The sequence below is a fragment of the Synechococcus sp. RS9916 genome, from assembly GCF_000153825.1.
Classification (GTDB): Bacteria; Cyanobacteriota; Cyanobacteriia; order PCC-6307; family Cyanobiaceae; genus Synechococcus_C.
Map to the genome: position 1 here is coordinate 2,492,486 of NZ_DS022299.1, position 14,347 is coordinate 2,506,832.

Here is a 14,347-nt window from a genome sequence, read left to right on the forward strand (position 1 = left end):
AGAGGCAAGAGAACCTTGAACAAGCGTTGGCGCAACGTCGGCCTTTACGTCCTTCTGGTGGTCGTTGTGATCGCTGTGGGTACGGCCTTCCTTGACAGGCCTGACCCAGCGACTGCTGCACGAACCCTCCGCTACAGCGATTTCGTTGAGGCGGTTCAGGAGGACCAAGTCAGTCGCGTGACCATTTCCCCCGATCGGGGATCGGCTGTGATCGTCGAAAACGATGGGCGTCGCGCTGAGGTGAATCTCGCCCCTGATAAGGATCTGTTGAAGCTGCTCACCGACCACGACGTCGATATCGCAGTGCAGCCGACCCGTCAGGCTGGCGCGTGGCAACAGGCAGCGGGGAGTCTGGTGTTCCCCCTCCTCCTTCTTGGTGGCCTGTTCTTCCTCTTCCGCCGTTCCCAAGGCGGTGGTGGTGGGAACCCTGCCATGAATTTCGGCAAGAGCAAAGCCCGGGTTCAGATGGAGCCTTCCACCCAGGTCACCTTTGGTGATGTGGCTGGGATCGAGGGCGCCAAGCTCGAGCTGACCGAAGTGGTCGACTTCCTCAAGAACCCCGATCGTTTCACCGCTGTTGGTGCCAAGATTCCCAAGGGTTGTCTCCTTGTGGGCCCTCCTGGCACTGGTAAAACTTTGCTGGCCAAGGCGGTCGCTGGCGAAGCAGGGGTTCCCTTCTTCTCGATTTCCGGTTCGGAGTTCGTTGAAATGTTCGTGGGCGTTGGTGCAAGCCGCGTCCGTGATCTCTTCGAGCAGGCCAAAAAGAACGCGCCTTGCATCGTTTTCATCGACGAAATTGATGCGGTGGGCCGTCAGCGCGGCGCCGGTCTTGGCGGCGGCAATGACGAGCGCGAGCAGACCCTCAACCAGCTGCTCACCGAAATGGATGGCTTCGAGGGCAACACCGGAATCATCATCATCGCGGCCACCAACAGGCCTGATGTTCTTGACGCTGCATTGATGCGCCCCGGTCGTTTTGATCGCCAGGTCACCGTCGACCGTCCTGATTACGCCGGTCGTCTCCAGATTCTTGGTGTTCATGCCAGAAGCAAAACGCTTGCCAAAGACGTCGACCTCGACAAAGTGGCTCGCCGTACCCCTGGCTACACCGGTGCCGACCTCGCCAACCTGCTGAACGAAGCCGCCATCCTTGCGGCCCGTCGTCAACTCACTGAGGTGAGCAATGACGAGATCAGCGATGCCATTGAGCGCATCATGGTTGGTCCCGAGAAGAAAGACCGCGTGATGACTGAGCGCCGCAAGCGTTTGGTGGCTTATCACGAGGCTGGTCACGCCTTGGTCGGTGCCGTGATGCCTGATTACGACGCGGTGCAGAAAATTTCGATCATCCCCCGCGGGAATGCAGGTGGATTGACGTTCTTCACCCCGAGCGAAGAGCGGATGGAATCTGGTCTCTACTCCCGTTCCTATCTCCAGAGCCAGATGGCGGTTGCCCTTGGCGGTCGTGTCGCCGAGGAGATCATTTACGGAGAAGACGAAGTCACAACGGGTGCATCCAACGATCTGCAGCAGGTGGCGCAAGTCGCCCGCCAGATGGTGACCCGCTTCGGCATGAGCGACACCCTGGGCCCTGTGGCTCTGGGTCGTGCTCAGGGCGGCATGTTCCTTGGTCGCGATATTGCTGCAGAGCGCGATTTCTCTGAAGACACGGCAGCCACCATCGATTCCGAGGTGTCTGAACTGGTGGATGCTGCCTACAAGCGGGCCACCAAGGTGCTGGTTGACAACCAGGCCGTGCTCGACGAACTGGCAGAAATGCTGGTCGAGCGGGAAACCGTCGATGCTGAAGAGCTGCAAGAGTTGTTGATTCGCCGCGACGTGCGCGTTGCCGAGTACGTCTGACTCAGCTCTTGATGGTCAGAGCCGCTGGCGGTCATGCCAGCGGCAGCTGATCGACTCACTGCGCAGCCACCCTTTGCTGGTGGTGTTGCGTCCCTCCCAAGCCGATTGTTCAGCGCCGTTGTTGGAGCAGGCTCCCTTGCTTCGGCTGATCGATCAACTCACGGCAGCGGGTGTTATTCACCTCGAGATTGCCTGGTCTGCCCATCCCCGATGGCTGGTCTTGATGCGGGAACTCAAAGTCCGTTATCCAGGTCTGCATCTCGGGGTTGCGTCGATCACCAGCGAGGTGGCGTTGCGAAGCACTCTTGAGCTCGACTTGGCCTACGCCATGTCGCCTTGCCTCGATCTCGAGTTACTGGCCATGGCGCGTCGCCATGGCCAGTTGCTGGTCCCTGGAGTCTTCTCCCCCTCAGAGTTTCTGCAGGCCGCAAAAGCGGGATGCGAACTGGTGAAACTGTTCCCCGCCGGAACATTGGGGATCGACTATTTGCGCCAGTTATCGGCGCCGATGGAGCCTCTTCCGCTTGTGATTGCGGCTGGCGGTCTTGGCGCTGCGGATCTGGATCCTTGGCTGTCAGCCGGTTATCACGCTGTGGCTCTTGGTCGGGGTGTGATTCGAGGTGATGAACTCGATCCCCACCTCTTAGCGTGGTTATCTTGAGAATCAGATGCTACAGATGAGATAGATATTGTTGCTTCGATGTCTCAGTTGTCGATCAAGCTGTCCGATAAGGCTGATGCCTTGATCGCTCAGCTGCAAAAAGAGATTTTCAATCGCCGCCGTAAGAAGGTCACCGCTGCAGGTGTGGTGGAGACCCTGGTGGAAAGTGGGGCTCGCTCCCAATCCGACAAGCGTTTCTCAACGTCGTGGACCAATCTGATCAAAGACATTGAGAAGGCGGCCAAGCTGGCCAATGCCCATGGCAGTAAGCCATCCACGCTTAGCGACGCTGAGTGGGCGATGGTGCTGAGTCATCGGCAGAAGGCGGCAACCGCGGCACCGGCGAAATCGGCTGCTCGCAAGCGCACCGCCAAGGCTGCTGCACCAGCCAAGACTGCGGCGAAAGCGAAGACGGCTGCCTCAGCAAAGACCACCGCTGCTGCGAAGACCACCGCTAAACCGAAGGCCGCCAAGCCGAAAGCTGCTGCCAAGCCCGCCAAGACGGTGCGCAAGGCAGCTGCCACGTCGGCAACAACAACCAGCACCGCAGCTCGCAAGCCCAGGCCAGCGAAGCGAGCCCGCAAAACCACCACGGGCAGTGGCACCACATCGGTCGCCAAGCGCATGGCCAAAGCCGCAGGCCGACTGAGCAGTGGATCGTCGCTGTCAGCGAGCGGTATCAGCTCACCGGCTCGGAGCTGATACCGCTTGGCGGGTTTCTGTGGGGATTGGTCAGTGCGGCCTGGTGCGACTCACCAGAGGCTGCACTGACCCTGCTGGCGTAGGAGGTGGTCGGCGAGCACCAGATTCACCATCGCCTCCACCATCGGCACAGCGCGTGGCAACACGCAGGGGTCATGACGCCCCTTGGCCGCCAGGGTGGTGGCTTCGCCTGCGGCGTTAATGGTCTGCTGCTCTTTGCGGATCGTGGCGGTGGGCTTGAAGGCCACGCGAATCACGATCGATTCGCCGTTACTGATGCCGCCCTGGATCCCACCGGAGTTGTTGGTGACGGTGCGAAGGCGACCGTCTTCACTCGGTAGGAATGCATCGTTGTGTTCGCTCCCTTTCAGGAAGGTGCCTGCGAAGCCGGAGCCGATCTCAAACCCCTTGGTGGCCGGCAGCGACATCACTGCTTTGGCCAGATCCGCCTCGAGCTTGTCGAAGACCGGCATGCCCAGGCCGACGGGCGGACGGCGCACCACGCATTCGATCACGCCGCCGCAGGAATCACCATCGCGGCCAATCGCCTCGATCCGCTCGATCATGCGGTCCGCCATCGGCTGATCCGGGCAGCGCACGATATTCGCCTCCACCGCTTCGCTCGACACCGTGCTGGGGTCGATCACGGCTTCCAGGTCGTGGATGCGCTTGACCCAGGCGATCACTTCCGTGCCCGCCACCTTCTTCAGCAGCTGCTTGGCGATCGCACCGGCGGCGACACGGCCGATGGTCTCGCGAGCCGACGCACGGCCACCACCGCTGCGGGCTTGGATCCCGTATTTCACCTGGTAGGTGGCATCGGCATGGGAGGGGCGGAAGGCCACCTCCATTTCCTTGTAGTCCTGTGGGCGCTGATCCTTATTGCGCACCACCATCGCGATCGGTGTGCCCAGCGTTTCGCCATCGAGCAGACCGCTGAGAATTTCCACCTGATCCGCTTCTTTGCGTGGAGTGGTGATCTTGCTCTGGCCGGGTTTGCGCCGGTCGAGCTCGGCCTGAATGGCATTGAGATCGAGCGCTAGGCGGGGGGGGCAGCCATCCACGATCACGCCGACCCCACCACCGTGGGATTCGCCGAAGGTGCTGATCCGAAACAGATCGCCGAAGCTGCTACCCATGCCGCTCTCCTGATCCGTCGAGCGTAATGACTCGTCTGCGCTGTCGCCCTAGCACCTTGTGTCAGACCAGCTCGGGGCGTGCCCCTGAGGGCCAGTCCTCCTGCGGGAGGTTGTGCAGCATCGTGAAATCGTCGAAGTCGAATCCTGGGCCGACGCAGCAGCTCACCAGGCAGTAGGGGCCTTCCGGTGTTGCCGCTTGCCAGTGATTGGCCGGGATGACCTGAATGGGCTGTTGCAGGGAAAGCATCTTGTGGGTCGCTGTCCCTCCGTGCTCAGGCAGATCCCAGAGGCTCAATGGAGAACCCTGAAGGTGGATCCACACTTCATCGGCATGGCGCACCTGGTGCCATCGACTGATGGAGCCGCGTTCGAGCAGGAACAGGATGGTGGTGAAGCCCGATCGCTGGGCACCATCGCTGCGCGTAACGCTCTCAGAACTGCGGTGCATTTCGCGGTACCAGCCCCCTTCGGGATGGGGCTGCATCTGCCATTCCTTGATCAAACCGTCGATCACAGCCTGGGCACTGTGCTCGTTTGCTCCGGGAGCCTTGGCGTTGGTCATGCTCTTGCTCCCATCAACCTGTCTTCTTGTAGCCCCTTTTGGAGGGTCTGGTGATTAGCCGTGTTTGCTCTCTGCAGTAGCCAGGGCCTTGGCAGGATCGCCTTTGAGATCCGCAGCTCGGGCCCGTTTGCGATCCACTGATTGCGGTCTGCGTGGGTGGGACCGATGTGGAGCCGTGGTCATGGCCATGGATGCCGGAATGGTTCGCTCACCATGACCACAGGGCTGAAGTGGTTTTCGCCCCGTTTTGTTTTTTTTGGTTTGTGCCTGTCGAGGTGGCGTTAGGCGTTGTGTTGCACCATGAATCCCCCATCCACCAGCAGCATGGATCCGGTGATGAACCCCGCCTGATCCGAGAGCAACCAGGTCACGGCATGGGCCACATCGGCGGGCATGGCCATGCGCCCGAGGGGATGCAGACGCTTGGCTTTTGCCCGTAAGGCCTCGGGTTCGGGGCAGGCCCTCAGGGCCTGATGGGTGAAGCCACCATCGACCCAGCCAGGGGCGACGTTGTTCACCCGGATGCCGCGACTGGCGAGTTCACCGGCAGCGGCGTAGGTGAAACTCAAGACGGCACCTTTGGATGTGGTGTAGGCCCCGCCGTCACTGGAGCCGATGAAGGCCGACACGCTGCCCAGGGTGACAATCGCTCCTCGGCTTGCCGTGAGATGGGGAATCGCCGCTTGGACGGCATGAAGGGTTCCGTTCACATTGACGGCCATCAACTCCTGCCAATCGCTGCTGTTTTGTTCAGCGAGCGGCCCGGTGTGCAGGATGCCGGCCGCCGTGACCAGGCCGCGCAAGCATCCCAACTGCTCCACGGCCTGTTCGGTGGTTGCAACGACGTCGTCGCGGTTGCGCACATCGATGGGGAAGGCAACCGCAACACCTCCTTGGCAGCGGATCGCGGCGGCCACTGTTTCTGCAGCCTCCTGGTTGCTGTCGCAGACCGCGACAGCGGCGCCAGCTGCTGCTGCATCGATGGCGATTGCACGGCCAATGGCACCGGCTCCACCGGTGACCAGCACCAGTCCACCACTGAGATCGATCGTTTTCATGAAGGCTGGCCACCTCTTCCGGCTTAGCCACGCCGCACAACAAAAAGCCCCCACCTTGCGGAGGGGGCTTTCCGATTCAGTTGACCTGAATCGTTTGTTGATTCCAGATCAACCGATGGCGGGAGCTTGCAGAGCCACAGGAGTGGACTCAGCAGCAGCCAGGTCGAGGGGGAAGTTGTGAGCGTTGCGCTCGTGCATCACTTCCATGCCGAGGTTGGCGCGGTTCAGCACATCAGCCCAGGTATTCAGGACGCGGCCCTGACCATCAAGGATGGACTGGTTGAAGTTGAAACCGTTGAGGTTGAACGCCATGGTGCTGACGCCCAGGGCAGTGAACCAGATGCCAACGACAGGCCAGGCAGCCAGGAAGAAGTGAAGGCTGCGGCTGTTGTTGAAGGAGGCGTATTGGAAGATCAGGCGACCGAAGTAACCGTGGGCAGCCACGATGTTGTAGGTCTCTTCCTCTTGGCCGAACTTGTAGCCGTAGTTCTGGGACTCGCTCTCGGTGGTTTCACGCACCAGGGAGGAGGTCACCAGGGAGCCGTGCATGGCGGAGAACAGGCTGCCACCGAAAACACCAGCCACACCCAGCATGTGGAAGGGGTGCATCAGGATGTTGTGCTCGGCCTGGAACACCAGCATGAAGTTGAAGGTGCCAGAGATGCCCAGGGGCATGCCGTCAGAGAAGGAACCCTGACCGAAGGGGTAGACCAGGAAGACTGCAGAAGCAGCGGCCACGGGTGCGCTGTAAGCAACGCAGATCCAAGGACGCATGCCGAGGCGGTAGGAGAGTTCCCACTCGCGACCCATGTAGCAGAAGATGCCGATCAGGAAGTGGAAGACAACCAGCTGGTAAGGACCGCCGTTGTACAGCCACTCATCGAGAGAAGCAGCTTCCCAGATGGGATAGAAGTGCAGGCCGATGGCGTTGGAGGAAGGAACAACAGCACCGGAGATGATGTTGTTGCCGTAGATCAGGGAGCCGGCGACGGGCTCACGGATGCCGTCGATGTCGACGGGGGGAGCTGCGATGAACGCAACGATGAAGCAGGTGGTGGCGGCCAGCAGGGTGGGGATCATCAGCACACCGAACCAGCCCACATAGAGGCGGTTGTTGGTGGAGGTGACCCACTCGCAGAACTGCTGCCAGCCAGTGGCGCCGGAGCGCTGCTGAATGGTGGTGGTCATGAGAACGGAAAACGCCGTTGGGCTTGCGCCCGATGGCAAATAAGGAAGGTCGGATAATCCGACTAAACAAATGTAAAGGCGTTTTGCGCAATGTGTACAACTTGTCCGCTTGTTGGCGGTCAGCCCTGCTGATTTCACTGATCAGCCCCGCTGATCAGTGCTGGGAGGTGCGCAGTTCTTGGGCTTGCTCGGGGCTGATCCGTCCAGCCGCTTCGAGCACATCGCCGATGGTGTCCAGCGTCAGCACCGCTTGGAGGTGAAGACCCTGGTCTTCCAGTCGTTTCTTGGCGCGGGTGTCATCACGGCCGCCATGGTCGAGAAACACCACCACATCCTTCACACTCAGGCCAGAGTCTTTGAGTTTGGCGATCCCTTCCAGCACGCTGCCCCCGGTGATCAGGATGTCGTCGACCACCGCAACGGTTTCTCCTTCGTTGAACTCACCTTCGACGAGTCGCCTGGTGCCATGGGCTTTGACTTCCTTGCGTGGGTAGATCAGCGGTTTGTGCAGCTGCAGTGACAGACCGGTGGCGGTTGGTAAGGAGCCATAGGGGATGCCGGCGATGCGATCGAAGCTCAGCGGTCGCAGCACCTGGGCGTAGCAGTCGAGAACCCGGTGGAAGAGCGCTGGATCGGAAATGATCTGGCGAAGATCCACGTAGTAATTGAAGATTGCCCCACTGGCTTGCTTGAACTCGCCGAACAGCAGACAGCGGATGTCGAACAGATCAATCACCAGCTCCCGCAGTTCTGGGTCGATGCTGGTGGTGACTGCGGAGCGGTTGGAATCCGCTAACGCAGGTGGGGTTTGCTCGGCATGGGGCCAGATCCTGCATTGATCGGAAGGCGCGTCCGGTTGTTGCTGATGGCGCAGGTGGTCTTCCCGTATCTGGTTGATCCTCTGTTTGAGCGCCTTGGTTTGGCCGTTGATATCGCTGTCATTGAGGAGGCTTTGGGGTAGAGGCAGCAGAAGTCCATCCCCGGCTTGGTTGAGGCCGCTGGCCAGAAGGCGTTGCAGGTTGCCTTCTTCTCCCCAGAGCGAGCGGAGCATGACAAACCGTTCTGGAGCGGCCTGGCGAACCCGCTCCAGGATTGTGGGGTCACTCGTGCCAACCTCCAAGAGCAGTTGATCCGGGGTGCCCCAGCTCTGGCTTTCTTTCACCAGCTGCAGATACAGAGGTCGGTCCTCATCGGGGTGATGTTGCAGCACCCGTGCAGCGGGATTGGAGCTGTGGCAATTGATCACCACTCCCTTTCCCGGGTAGAGCAGAAACGGGGCAGCGATGTCTTGGCCGGCCAGCGGATTGAGAGTGACAGCGTCTGCCTGCAGGGTTTTGAACAGGTAGGCCGCAATGGCGCTGGAGCTGTTCAGGTCACCGTGCTTGATGTCGATGATCAGAGGTAGATCGGGAGGGAGCAGTTCGCGCACCTCCATCAGAAGTTCAACCCCCGCCGATCCCATGGCTTGATAGAAGCCAAGGCTGGGCTTGTAGGCGCAAACGTGATCCTCCGTGGCTTCAATGACTGATTTGCACCACGACCGGGCCTGACTCAGCAGTGAGCTCCCGCCTAGGCCTCTCGGGGATGCCCAGTTGCGCAGCATTTCCGGGTTGGGATCAAGGCCGGTGACCAGGAGCGACTGACGGCTAGTCATGGCCTCGGTGAGTGCCGTGAAGAATCCCATGGCCCTCGCTGTGGGTCTCATCAGATTGCGCGCTTGCTCGAGCTCATGTCCCATTCCATCCAAGAAATGAATCAATTGGCGCGCGCGTCGATCCATACCGCCAGAAGCACGATTGTGGCGGCGATGGTGGTGTCGATCATGCGGTTGCTGATGCTGTTGGCCACCGGATCTCCCACCAGGGCAAAAGCGGCGACGATCCAGATGGTCACACCAACGACAGCTGTGGCGTAGTGCACCCAGACGTAGGCGATCAACAGTCCTGCTCCCAGGAGAGAGAGCGGTAACCAGTCCGCTCCTTGTGGGTTGCTCCACCGCACCACCAGTTCGATGAACCCCAGTCCCAGGAGGGTGCCATGCAAGCGATGGGCCACACGATTGCAGGTGCTGGGCAGCTGGGCTCTGCTCATCCAGGCCACCGACATGGGCAGCCAGTACTGATGGGGCCAGCCTGTCGATTCCGAGATGGCTGTTGCAACCATGAGGCTCATGGCCAGTCGAATGCCATGACGCACGTGCACGTCTGACGGATTGAAGGCCTTCAGATCAGTCCAGAGCGGAGGGCTGCGCAGGCGTTCATGCTTCACCTATTGGCAGGCAAGAACCACTGCGCAGCCAATGGTTTGAAGCAATCTCCCCAGCAGAATCAGCCCCATGTCGTGCAGAGCCGAGACCATCGGGCCGGGATAGCCCACGTAAATCGTGAACACCACCAACGTGAGCAGGCTGGTGACAGCCGTTCGCGTGTGGTGGGTTGCTGCAGAGGCGCAGATCAAGTCCATGGCGCCACTGGCGAGAACGGCCAGTGGCGCGTTTTCACCAACAGCGGCCCCGAATCCAGTGGCGAGTGTGAGCCAGCTGGTGGTCCAGGTCATCGTGCGCCAGGGATGCTCGCGTCCCTGGCCGGTTTCGGCGATTGCCGTGAACACCGACCCCAGGGTGAGGGGCAGCAGGGCCCGGGGGGCATTCAGGGTTAGAGCGATCCAGCCCAGCAGGGTGGTGATGCCAGCTCCACGCACCACATCAGCCCAGGCGGCATGGGAGGGCCTGGCAAAGTCCAGCAGTGAAGGAAGGTCCCAGAGGCCATGGCCGCCTTCAGGTCGGTGCATCGCTGCGGCCTTCATCGTGGCCGTGTATCGATCGCCGCATAACAAAAAGCCCCCACCTTGCGGAGGGGGCTTTCCGATTCAACCGAAGCTGAATCTTTTGGAGACTTCAGCCTCAGGCTGTCTCGATCAACCGATGGCGGGAGCTTGCAGAGCCACAGGAGTGGACTCAGCAGCAGCCAGGTCGAGGGGGAAGTTGTGAGCGTTGCGCTCGTGCATCACTTCCATGCCGAGGTTGGCGCGGTTCAGCACATCAGCCCAGGTGTTCAGGACGCGGCCCTGACCATCAAGGATGGACTGGTTGAAGTTGAAACCGTTGAGGTTGAACGCCATGGTGCTGACGCCCAGGGCAGTGAACCAGATGCCAACGACAGGCCAGGCAGCCAGGAAGAAGTGAAGGCTGCGGCTGTTGTTGAAGGAGGCGTATTGGAAGATCAGGCGACCGAAGTCACCGTAGGGCAAGGTCATCAGAAGTTTGCTGCTGATCCACCAACTGAGCAAATGCCTGTTGACAAGCCCACCGCAGAGGAAACCAAGGCGATGAGTTGGATAACTCATAAAGCAGTTCCAGCTGATCATCAAGCTGCAACTCAACGCACGCCCAAGCAGCAGCAATCCTGGATTTTGTGTACTGAGGCGTAGTTTCGGCCAAAGCAGATCGAACCAGATAGCTTTTCTCGTGAAGAGCGCGCAAGCCAATAACACAAGTCAAGTAGTAATGCGTGACGTAGTCTGACCATAAACGTTCTTGCATACTGTCAATTAATTCAAGGCATTCACGGCGATCTATCTGCATCAAACTTGCCGCAGCTCCATACTGACGAGCCTCATCACGATGGCTCAGATTTCGCTCAATATCCTCTGGATTTAGCGTACACTTCCATTCATCATCGAGATCCAGGAGCAACGGATCGTCTAACAAAAGGCGCTTAAAAAGCTTTTGATATTTCTCTGTCTTCAGCAGGTGACCATCTTCGTCAACCTGCAAAAAACTCTTCGCTCTTAACGACATTGAAACTGGTGCCCTAACCAAGTCAAACAGAAGGCTGTGATCGCCAGAGTCCCCAATGTCGATAACTGCTGAACGCCGTTTACCTGCAACGAGATCCGTTAACTGTGATAGCAACGGCTGCATCAGATGTTTTTCTCCGTACAACTTAGAAAGGCAAGATCGAGCAGCACCAGAGACCAAGGCACTTTCATGATCGCAGAGCTCCCTGATTCGAGATTTAGACGCTGCGCTCTTAATCGACAGTCTTCCAAAGGCTTGAATAACAGCTCGAGACTGAGTTACATCCTCACCGTCAAGCAGGCGCAAGAGTTGATCATGCTCCACCTGGGATGGAGACCATCCAATTCTGATTAATGCAGAGATCGCATTAATTACAGCCTCAGTATCGGTGCAGCCCAAAACATCAACGAGAGCAGAAACAGCCTTGGCATCTTTCCTACGCCCTAAAGCTTCAATCGCCTTACGTCGTGTTATTCTATCAAACAGCTCGTCAATTTTAAGCTCATATGTTGCGCGAATAAGTGCATCAAGTGTCGCGCCACTAGAACACAAGCCTAAGCGAGTAGCAGCAAAATAACGATCTGAGGGGCGTGGCACATCAGCAGTTTTTGCGAACAATAGCGAGAGCGCTTCGGCTTCAGAAATGCCTTCGACCAAAACATCAAAACGCTCAGCCATTTGCCAACGCTATCCAAACCTAAAGCTAACAAAAATGCCACCTGAATATCAGAAAAAAAGCAACTCATAAAAGCAAACCATCAGACCCATGATATGAACATCCACAAACTAAAATTTCCCAAAAAGAGAAAAAGCAAAAACAAGAACCGCACAACTGCGCCGACTCACAACTGCGCTCATCGCTACACCTCCGAACAAGCCAAGCTACTCAATGCCAACGTAATGCTGGCAGAATCAAGCAGCCCCGAACTTAGGCGACTACTTAACTCGCTTATCGATTATCTCAATCAAATGAGCATCATGCTTGGCACAAAAATCGACCACGCACTCACGAAGAATATGACCTATAGAAACTGATTCTGTATAACAAAGAAGCTTTAGTTTCTTGTGGAGCTCATCACTAAGCTCAAAGGTCACCCTTTTCATACCAAGACGAGACGACGATGAGCCAAAGGGATCAACTCCCAGGTTGAACCCATTTTACTTCTTCTGATAAGAAGTGGATAGGCACCTCGCCCTGCTTTACAAAGCGCAATAGCCAGGTAAGTAAAAATACTTACCCCATGCAGCAATCCCGAACTCCTGAGTCATCGATCCATCAAAGGCTGACCGTGAATGGCCTACTCCCCAACACCAAACAAAATCATGATTCCAAGGATCAACATCGATAAACTACGAGGCTTGGATAGTTTGACTGGGAAGCTCACCAAAACTTGTGAAATACCTTCGCGCGAAACGACCTGCATGCTTAAAGCCATAGCGTATTGCAACTGCACGGATAGTGGATTCATGGGATTGTGAATGATTGCCTTGCATCAACAAAGCTCTCCGAGACTCTTCTAACCTGACCTGCATCATCATCTCCATGATTCCCATACCAAAATATTCCTGACAAACTCTGTAGAGGGAGGCTTGGCTAGCGCCTAAATGCTTACAAACATCAGTCAATGACATTGGCGATTTCATAGCATCATAGCTATGAGAAAGATGTACGATTTCAGACAGCAAGCCTTGATTTCTTAACTCGGCTTTCCTATATCGCCTTACTGTTCCTTCTTCTAAACAACAAGTGATCAGGTCATAGTACTTCGTAGCATTGACAATCCCTTGGTGCATATCTTTTCTTGCCAACTTTCTAAGTTGCAAGGCAGCGGGATGATCCACATCAAGCCCTCGCTTGTTGGTGAGATTATCTAGAGCGACTTGGGCATTACAAGCTTTTAATGAATCAATTAAAAGAGCTTTATCAAGCATGCATGCCGTAGATGAACAAAATTCTGAATATTTACCCCAAGAGCTTGCAGTCGTGGAATTAAGAGTATTAAGACCTCCAATACTATTGGAACGCATCTCATAACCTTCACAATAACCAAGAGGATCAGCAGAGCTTTTCAACGGCGTAATCCAATTAAAATCAATTGACCAATCCGTACCCCAGCCTTCATAAAGAAGGGTTTTTGAAGCCTTGATTTCAGCAATTGAGACACCTGATGCGATTGCATGGCTCATGGAGTAGGTCCCTTCACCACGATCTAATTGTGTGATTCTTGTCTGCTGACCTAACTCAGCAAGGGTTTCTGACAAATGAAGGGGATCTTTATAAGAGAGAGAGAGTTTTATCATTATCTATACCGCATAAGATCAGAAACCAAAACCGATACACTCCCAGCCTTATCAATAGTTTCTTCTGGGCTTTCGCCAAATGTTGCAAAGTAAAGCTTGCAAAATGTGTTCCAGTTGTTAAAGCCGTAATACAGGGCATTCTGCTTCATTGTAAATATACGCAATCCCTTGGGAACATGTGGATTTAAATATGATTTTTTTACTTGTTCTAGCCTGATACTCTTGATAAGACCAAGAATGCTCATGTCAAAACTAGCTCGACAAGACTCTCTCAGTGATTTTGCGTCTGAATTAAGGTATTTAGTAATTTGAGAAATGGTCAAAGGGGGTAATCCCGGACGGTCCTCATGAAGGAGCTTGACCAAGTCCTCAATCAAATCAGTTTTGTCAGACCTAACCGTACACAGATTTTCAATCTCTGGCGATTCTTCTAATGTTGCGATTGCTAGGTCATAGAAACTTTGACTGCATTTAACACCCTGCTTAAAATGCTTTTCAAAAAGTGCTTTTAACTGAGAGCTTGATGTAGCTTCTGAATCAATGCCAATACACTCCTCAAGTCTGGCATATGCGTTGTAGGCATTCATCTTATCTATTTGCTCTTTCAACTTATCCCACTTCAGACTCATGCAACACAAGACAGTGTTGGCACCAACAATGTCCCATGTATTGCCGCCAGTTTTATTCAAGCGATTAAATCCAGCGATGCTGAATTCCCGCATTTTGTGGCCACCAATAATTGTGTTACTTTTAGAAACGCCGTTCGGATCGTTGATCCAGCAAAATGCAACCGAATTCTGATTGGCATCCTCTTCGTAGAGAAGAGTCTGGTTTGACTTAAAGATCTCAAGATGCACATGATTAATTGGCGCACAAATCGAGCTTGTCAAAAGCTCGCCTTTGGTTAACTGGGTGACATTGCAAGAGAAATTAGACTTGGAGTAATATTCAGCATAGTGACTCTTGCAGTACTCCTCCATGCCCAATAAATCGCTAAAAATATATTCTTTTGCCTTTTTTGATCTCATGCTGATGTTCGCTGAAAGTGTGGCACCTCAGCAAAAACTATTATTT

Annotated in this window: 14 protein-coding genes and 1 pseudogene; 4 read left to right on the forward strand and 11 right to left on the reverse strand. The window is 55.9% G+C overall.

What is annotated here, in order from left to right; all coding sequences use genetic code 11:
* The first annotated feature begins 15 nt into the window (after positions 1–15).
* Genes ftsH through RS9916_RS12490 form a run of 3 tightly spaced genes read left to right on the forward strand, consistent with a single transcriptional unit; the run spans position 16 to position 3,226 of the window.
* On the forward strand, positions 16–1,863 hold the full coding sequence (gene ftsH, locus RS9916_RS12480; RefSeq protein WP_007099803.1) for an ATP-dependent zinc metalloprotease FtsH: 1,848 nt from the start codon (positions 16–18) through the stop codon (positions 1,861–1,863).
* Positions 1,847–2,524 (forward strand): bifunctional 4-hydroxy-2-oxoglutarate aldolase/2-dehydro-3-deoxy-phosphogluconate aldolase, encoded by a 678-nt coding sequence (locus RS9916_RS12485; protein WP_007099804.1) that lies wholly within the window; start codon positions 1,847–1,849, stop codon positions 2,522–2,524. The genes ftsH and RS9916_RS12485 overlap by 17 nt, the downstream gene beginning before the upstream one ends.
* Positions 2,525–2,563: 39 nt before the next feature.
* On the forward strand, positions 2,564–3,226 hold the full coding sequence (locus RS9916_RS12490; RefSeq protein WP_007099805.1) for a hypothetical protein: 663 nt from the start codon (positions 2,564–2,566) through the stop codon (positions 3,224–3,226).
* A 50-nt stretch (positions 3,227–3,276) separates the two neighbouring features.
* Here RS9916_RS12490 and aroC read toward each other — a convergent pair whose 3' ends face one another.
* The 9 genes and pseudogenes from aroC to RS9916_RS12535 all read right to left on the reverse strand — a co-directional run bounded on the left by aroC (position 3,277) and on the right by RS9916_RS12535 (position 11,650).
* On the reverse strand, positions 3,277–4,365 hold the full coding sequence (aroC, locus tag RS9916_RS12495) for a chorismate synthase (protein WP_007099807.1): 1,089 nt from the start codon (positions 4,363–4,365) through the stop codon (positions 3,277–3,279).
* Positions 4,366–4,426: 61 nt separating this feature from the next.
* Positions 4,427–4,927 (reverse strand): cupin domain-containing protein, encoded by a 501-nt coding sequence (locus RS9916_RS12500; RefSeq protein WP_007099808.1) that lies wholly within the window; start codon positions 4,925–4,927, stop codon positions 4,427–4,429.
* Between the two features lie 281 nt (positions 4,928–5,208).
* Positions 5,209–5,985, reverse strand: a complete 777-nt coding sequence (locus RS9916_RS12505) for an SDR family NAD(P)-dependent oxidoreductase (RefSeq protein WP_007099809.1) — start codon at positions 5,983–5,985, stop codon at positions 5,209–5,211.
* A gap of 108 nt (positions 5,986–6,093) precedes the next feature.
* Positions 6,094–7,173, reverse strand: coding sequence for a photosystem II q(b) protein (gene psbA / locus RS9916_RS12510; RefSeq protein WP_007098908.1), 1,080 nt, complete (start codon positions 7,171–7,173; stop codon positions 6,094–6,096).
* Positions 7,174–7,327: 154 nt separating this feature from the next.
* Positions 7,328–8,857, reverse strand: a complete 1,530-nt coding sequence (locus tag RS9916_RS12515) for a bifunctional orotidine-5'-phosphate decarboxylase/orotate phosphoribosyltransferase (protein WP_038024641.1) — start codon at positions 8,855–8,857, stop codon at positions 7,328–7,330.
* A gap of 71 nt (positions 8,858–8,928) precedes the next feature.
* Positions 8,929–9,441: an FUSC family protein gene (locus RS9916_RS12520; RefSeq protein ID WP_007099811.1), complete on the reverse strand. Its 513-nt coding sequence runs from the start codon at positions 9,439–9,441 to the stop codon at positions 8,929–8,931.
* Positions 9,442–9,963: a hypothetical protein gene (locus RS9916_RS12525; RefSeq protein WP_156777554.1), complete on the reverse strand. Its 522-nt coding sequence runs from the start codon at positions 9,961–9,963 to the stop codon at positions 9,442–9,444.
* Positions 9,964–10,089: 126 nt separating this feature from the next.
* Positions 10,090–10,416: pseudogene (locus RS9916_RS12530) on the reverse strand (photosystem II q(b) protein); the annotation flags it as partial.
* Entirely contained in the window at positions 10,409–11,650 is a 1,242-nt protein-coding gene (locus RS9916_RS12535; RefSeq protein ID WP_007099814.1) for a HEAT repeat domain-containing protein, read from the reverse strand. The pseudogene RS9916_RS12530 and the gene RS9916_RS12535, both read right to left, overlap by 8 nt.
* A gap of 93 nt (positions 11,651–11,743) precedes the next feature.
* Between RS9916_RS12535 and RS9916_RS14640 the strand changes: the two genes are divergently transcribed.
* Complete coding sequence (locus RS9916_RS14640) at positions 11,744–12,007, forward strand: hypothetical protein (RefSeq protein WP_007099815.1); 264 nt, start codon at positions 11,744–11,746, stop codon at positions 12,005–12,007.
* 315 nt (positions 12,008–12,322) lie between these two features.
* On the opposite strand, the gene RS9916_RS13995 is transcribed toward RS9916_RS14640, so the two are convergent.
* Positions 12,323–13,273, reverse strand: a complete 951-nt coding sequence (locus RS9916_RS13995; RefSeq protein WP_007099816.1) for a helix-turn-helix domain-containing protein — start codon at positions 13,271–13,273, stop codon at positions 12,323–12,325.
* Positions 13,273–14,301, reverse strand: coding sequence for a helix-turn-helix domain-containing protein (locus tag RS9916_RS12545; protein ID WP_007099817.1), 1,029 nt, complete (start codon positions 14,299–14,301; stop codon positions 13,273–13,275). The genes RS9916_RS13995 and RS9916_RS12545 overlap by 1 nt, the downstream gene beginning before the upstream one ends.
* Positions 14,302–14,347: the final 46 nt, after the last annotated feature.

Excerpts from the sequence above, each read along its gene's own strand:
- RS9916_RS12525 (WP_156777554.1), bottom strand. The coding sequence starts at position 9,963 with ATGCACCGACCTGAAGGCGGCCATGGCCTCTGGGACCTTCCTTCACTG.
- RS9916_RS12500 (WP_007099808.1), bottom strand. The coding sequence starts at position 4,927 with ATGACCAACGCCAAGGCTCCCGGAGCAAACGAGCACAGTGCCCAGGCT.
- RS9916_RS12505 (WP_007099809.1), bottom strand. The coding sequence starts at position 5,985 with ATGAAAACGATCGATCTCAGTGGTGGACTGGTGCTGGTCACCGGTGGA.
- RS9916_RS13995 (WP_007099816.1), bottom strand. The coding sequence starts at position 13,273 with ATGATAAAACTCTCTCTCTCTTATAAAGATCCCCTTCATTTGTCAGAA.
- RS9916_RS12490 (WP_007099805.1), top strand. The coding sequence starts at position 2,564 with ATGTCTCAGTTGTCGATCAAGCTGTCCGATAAGGCTGATGCCTTGATC.
- RS9916_RS14640 (WP_007099815.1), top strand. The coding sequence starts at position 11,744 with ATGAACATCCACAAACTAAAATTTCCCAAAAAGAGAAAAAGCAAAAAC.
- aroC (WP_007099807.1), bottom strand. The coding sequence starts at position 4,365 with ATGGGTAGCAGCTTCGGCGATCTGTTTCGGATCAGCACCTTCGGCGAA.
- psbA (WP_007098908.1), bottom strand. The coding sequence starts at position 7,173 with ATGACCACCACCATTCAGCAGCGCTCCGGCGCCACTGGCTGGCAGCAG.
- RS9916_RS12535 (WP_007099814.1), bottom strand. The coding sequence starts at position 11,650 with ATGGCTGAGCGTTTTGATGTTTTGGTCGAAGGCATTTCTGAAGCCGAA.
- RS9916_RS12545 (WP_007099817.1), bottom strand. The coding sequence starts at position 14,301 with ATGAGATCAAAAAAGGCAAAAGAATATATTTTTAGCGATTTATTGGGC.
- RS9916_RS12515 (WP_038024641.1), bottom strand. The coding sequence starts at position 8,857 with ATGGGATTCTTCACGGCACTCACCGAGGCCATGACTAGCCGTCAGTCG.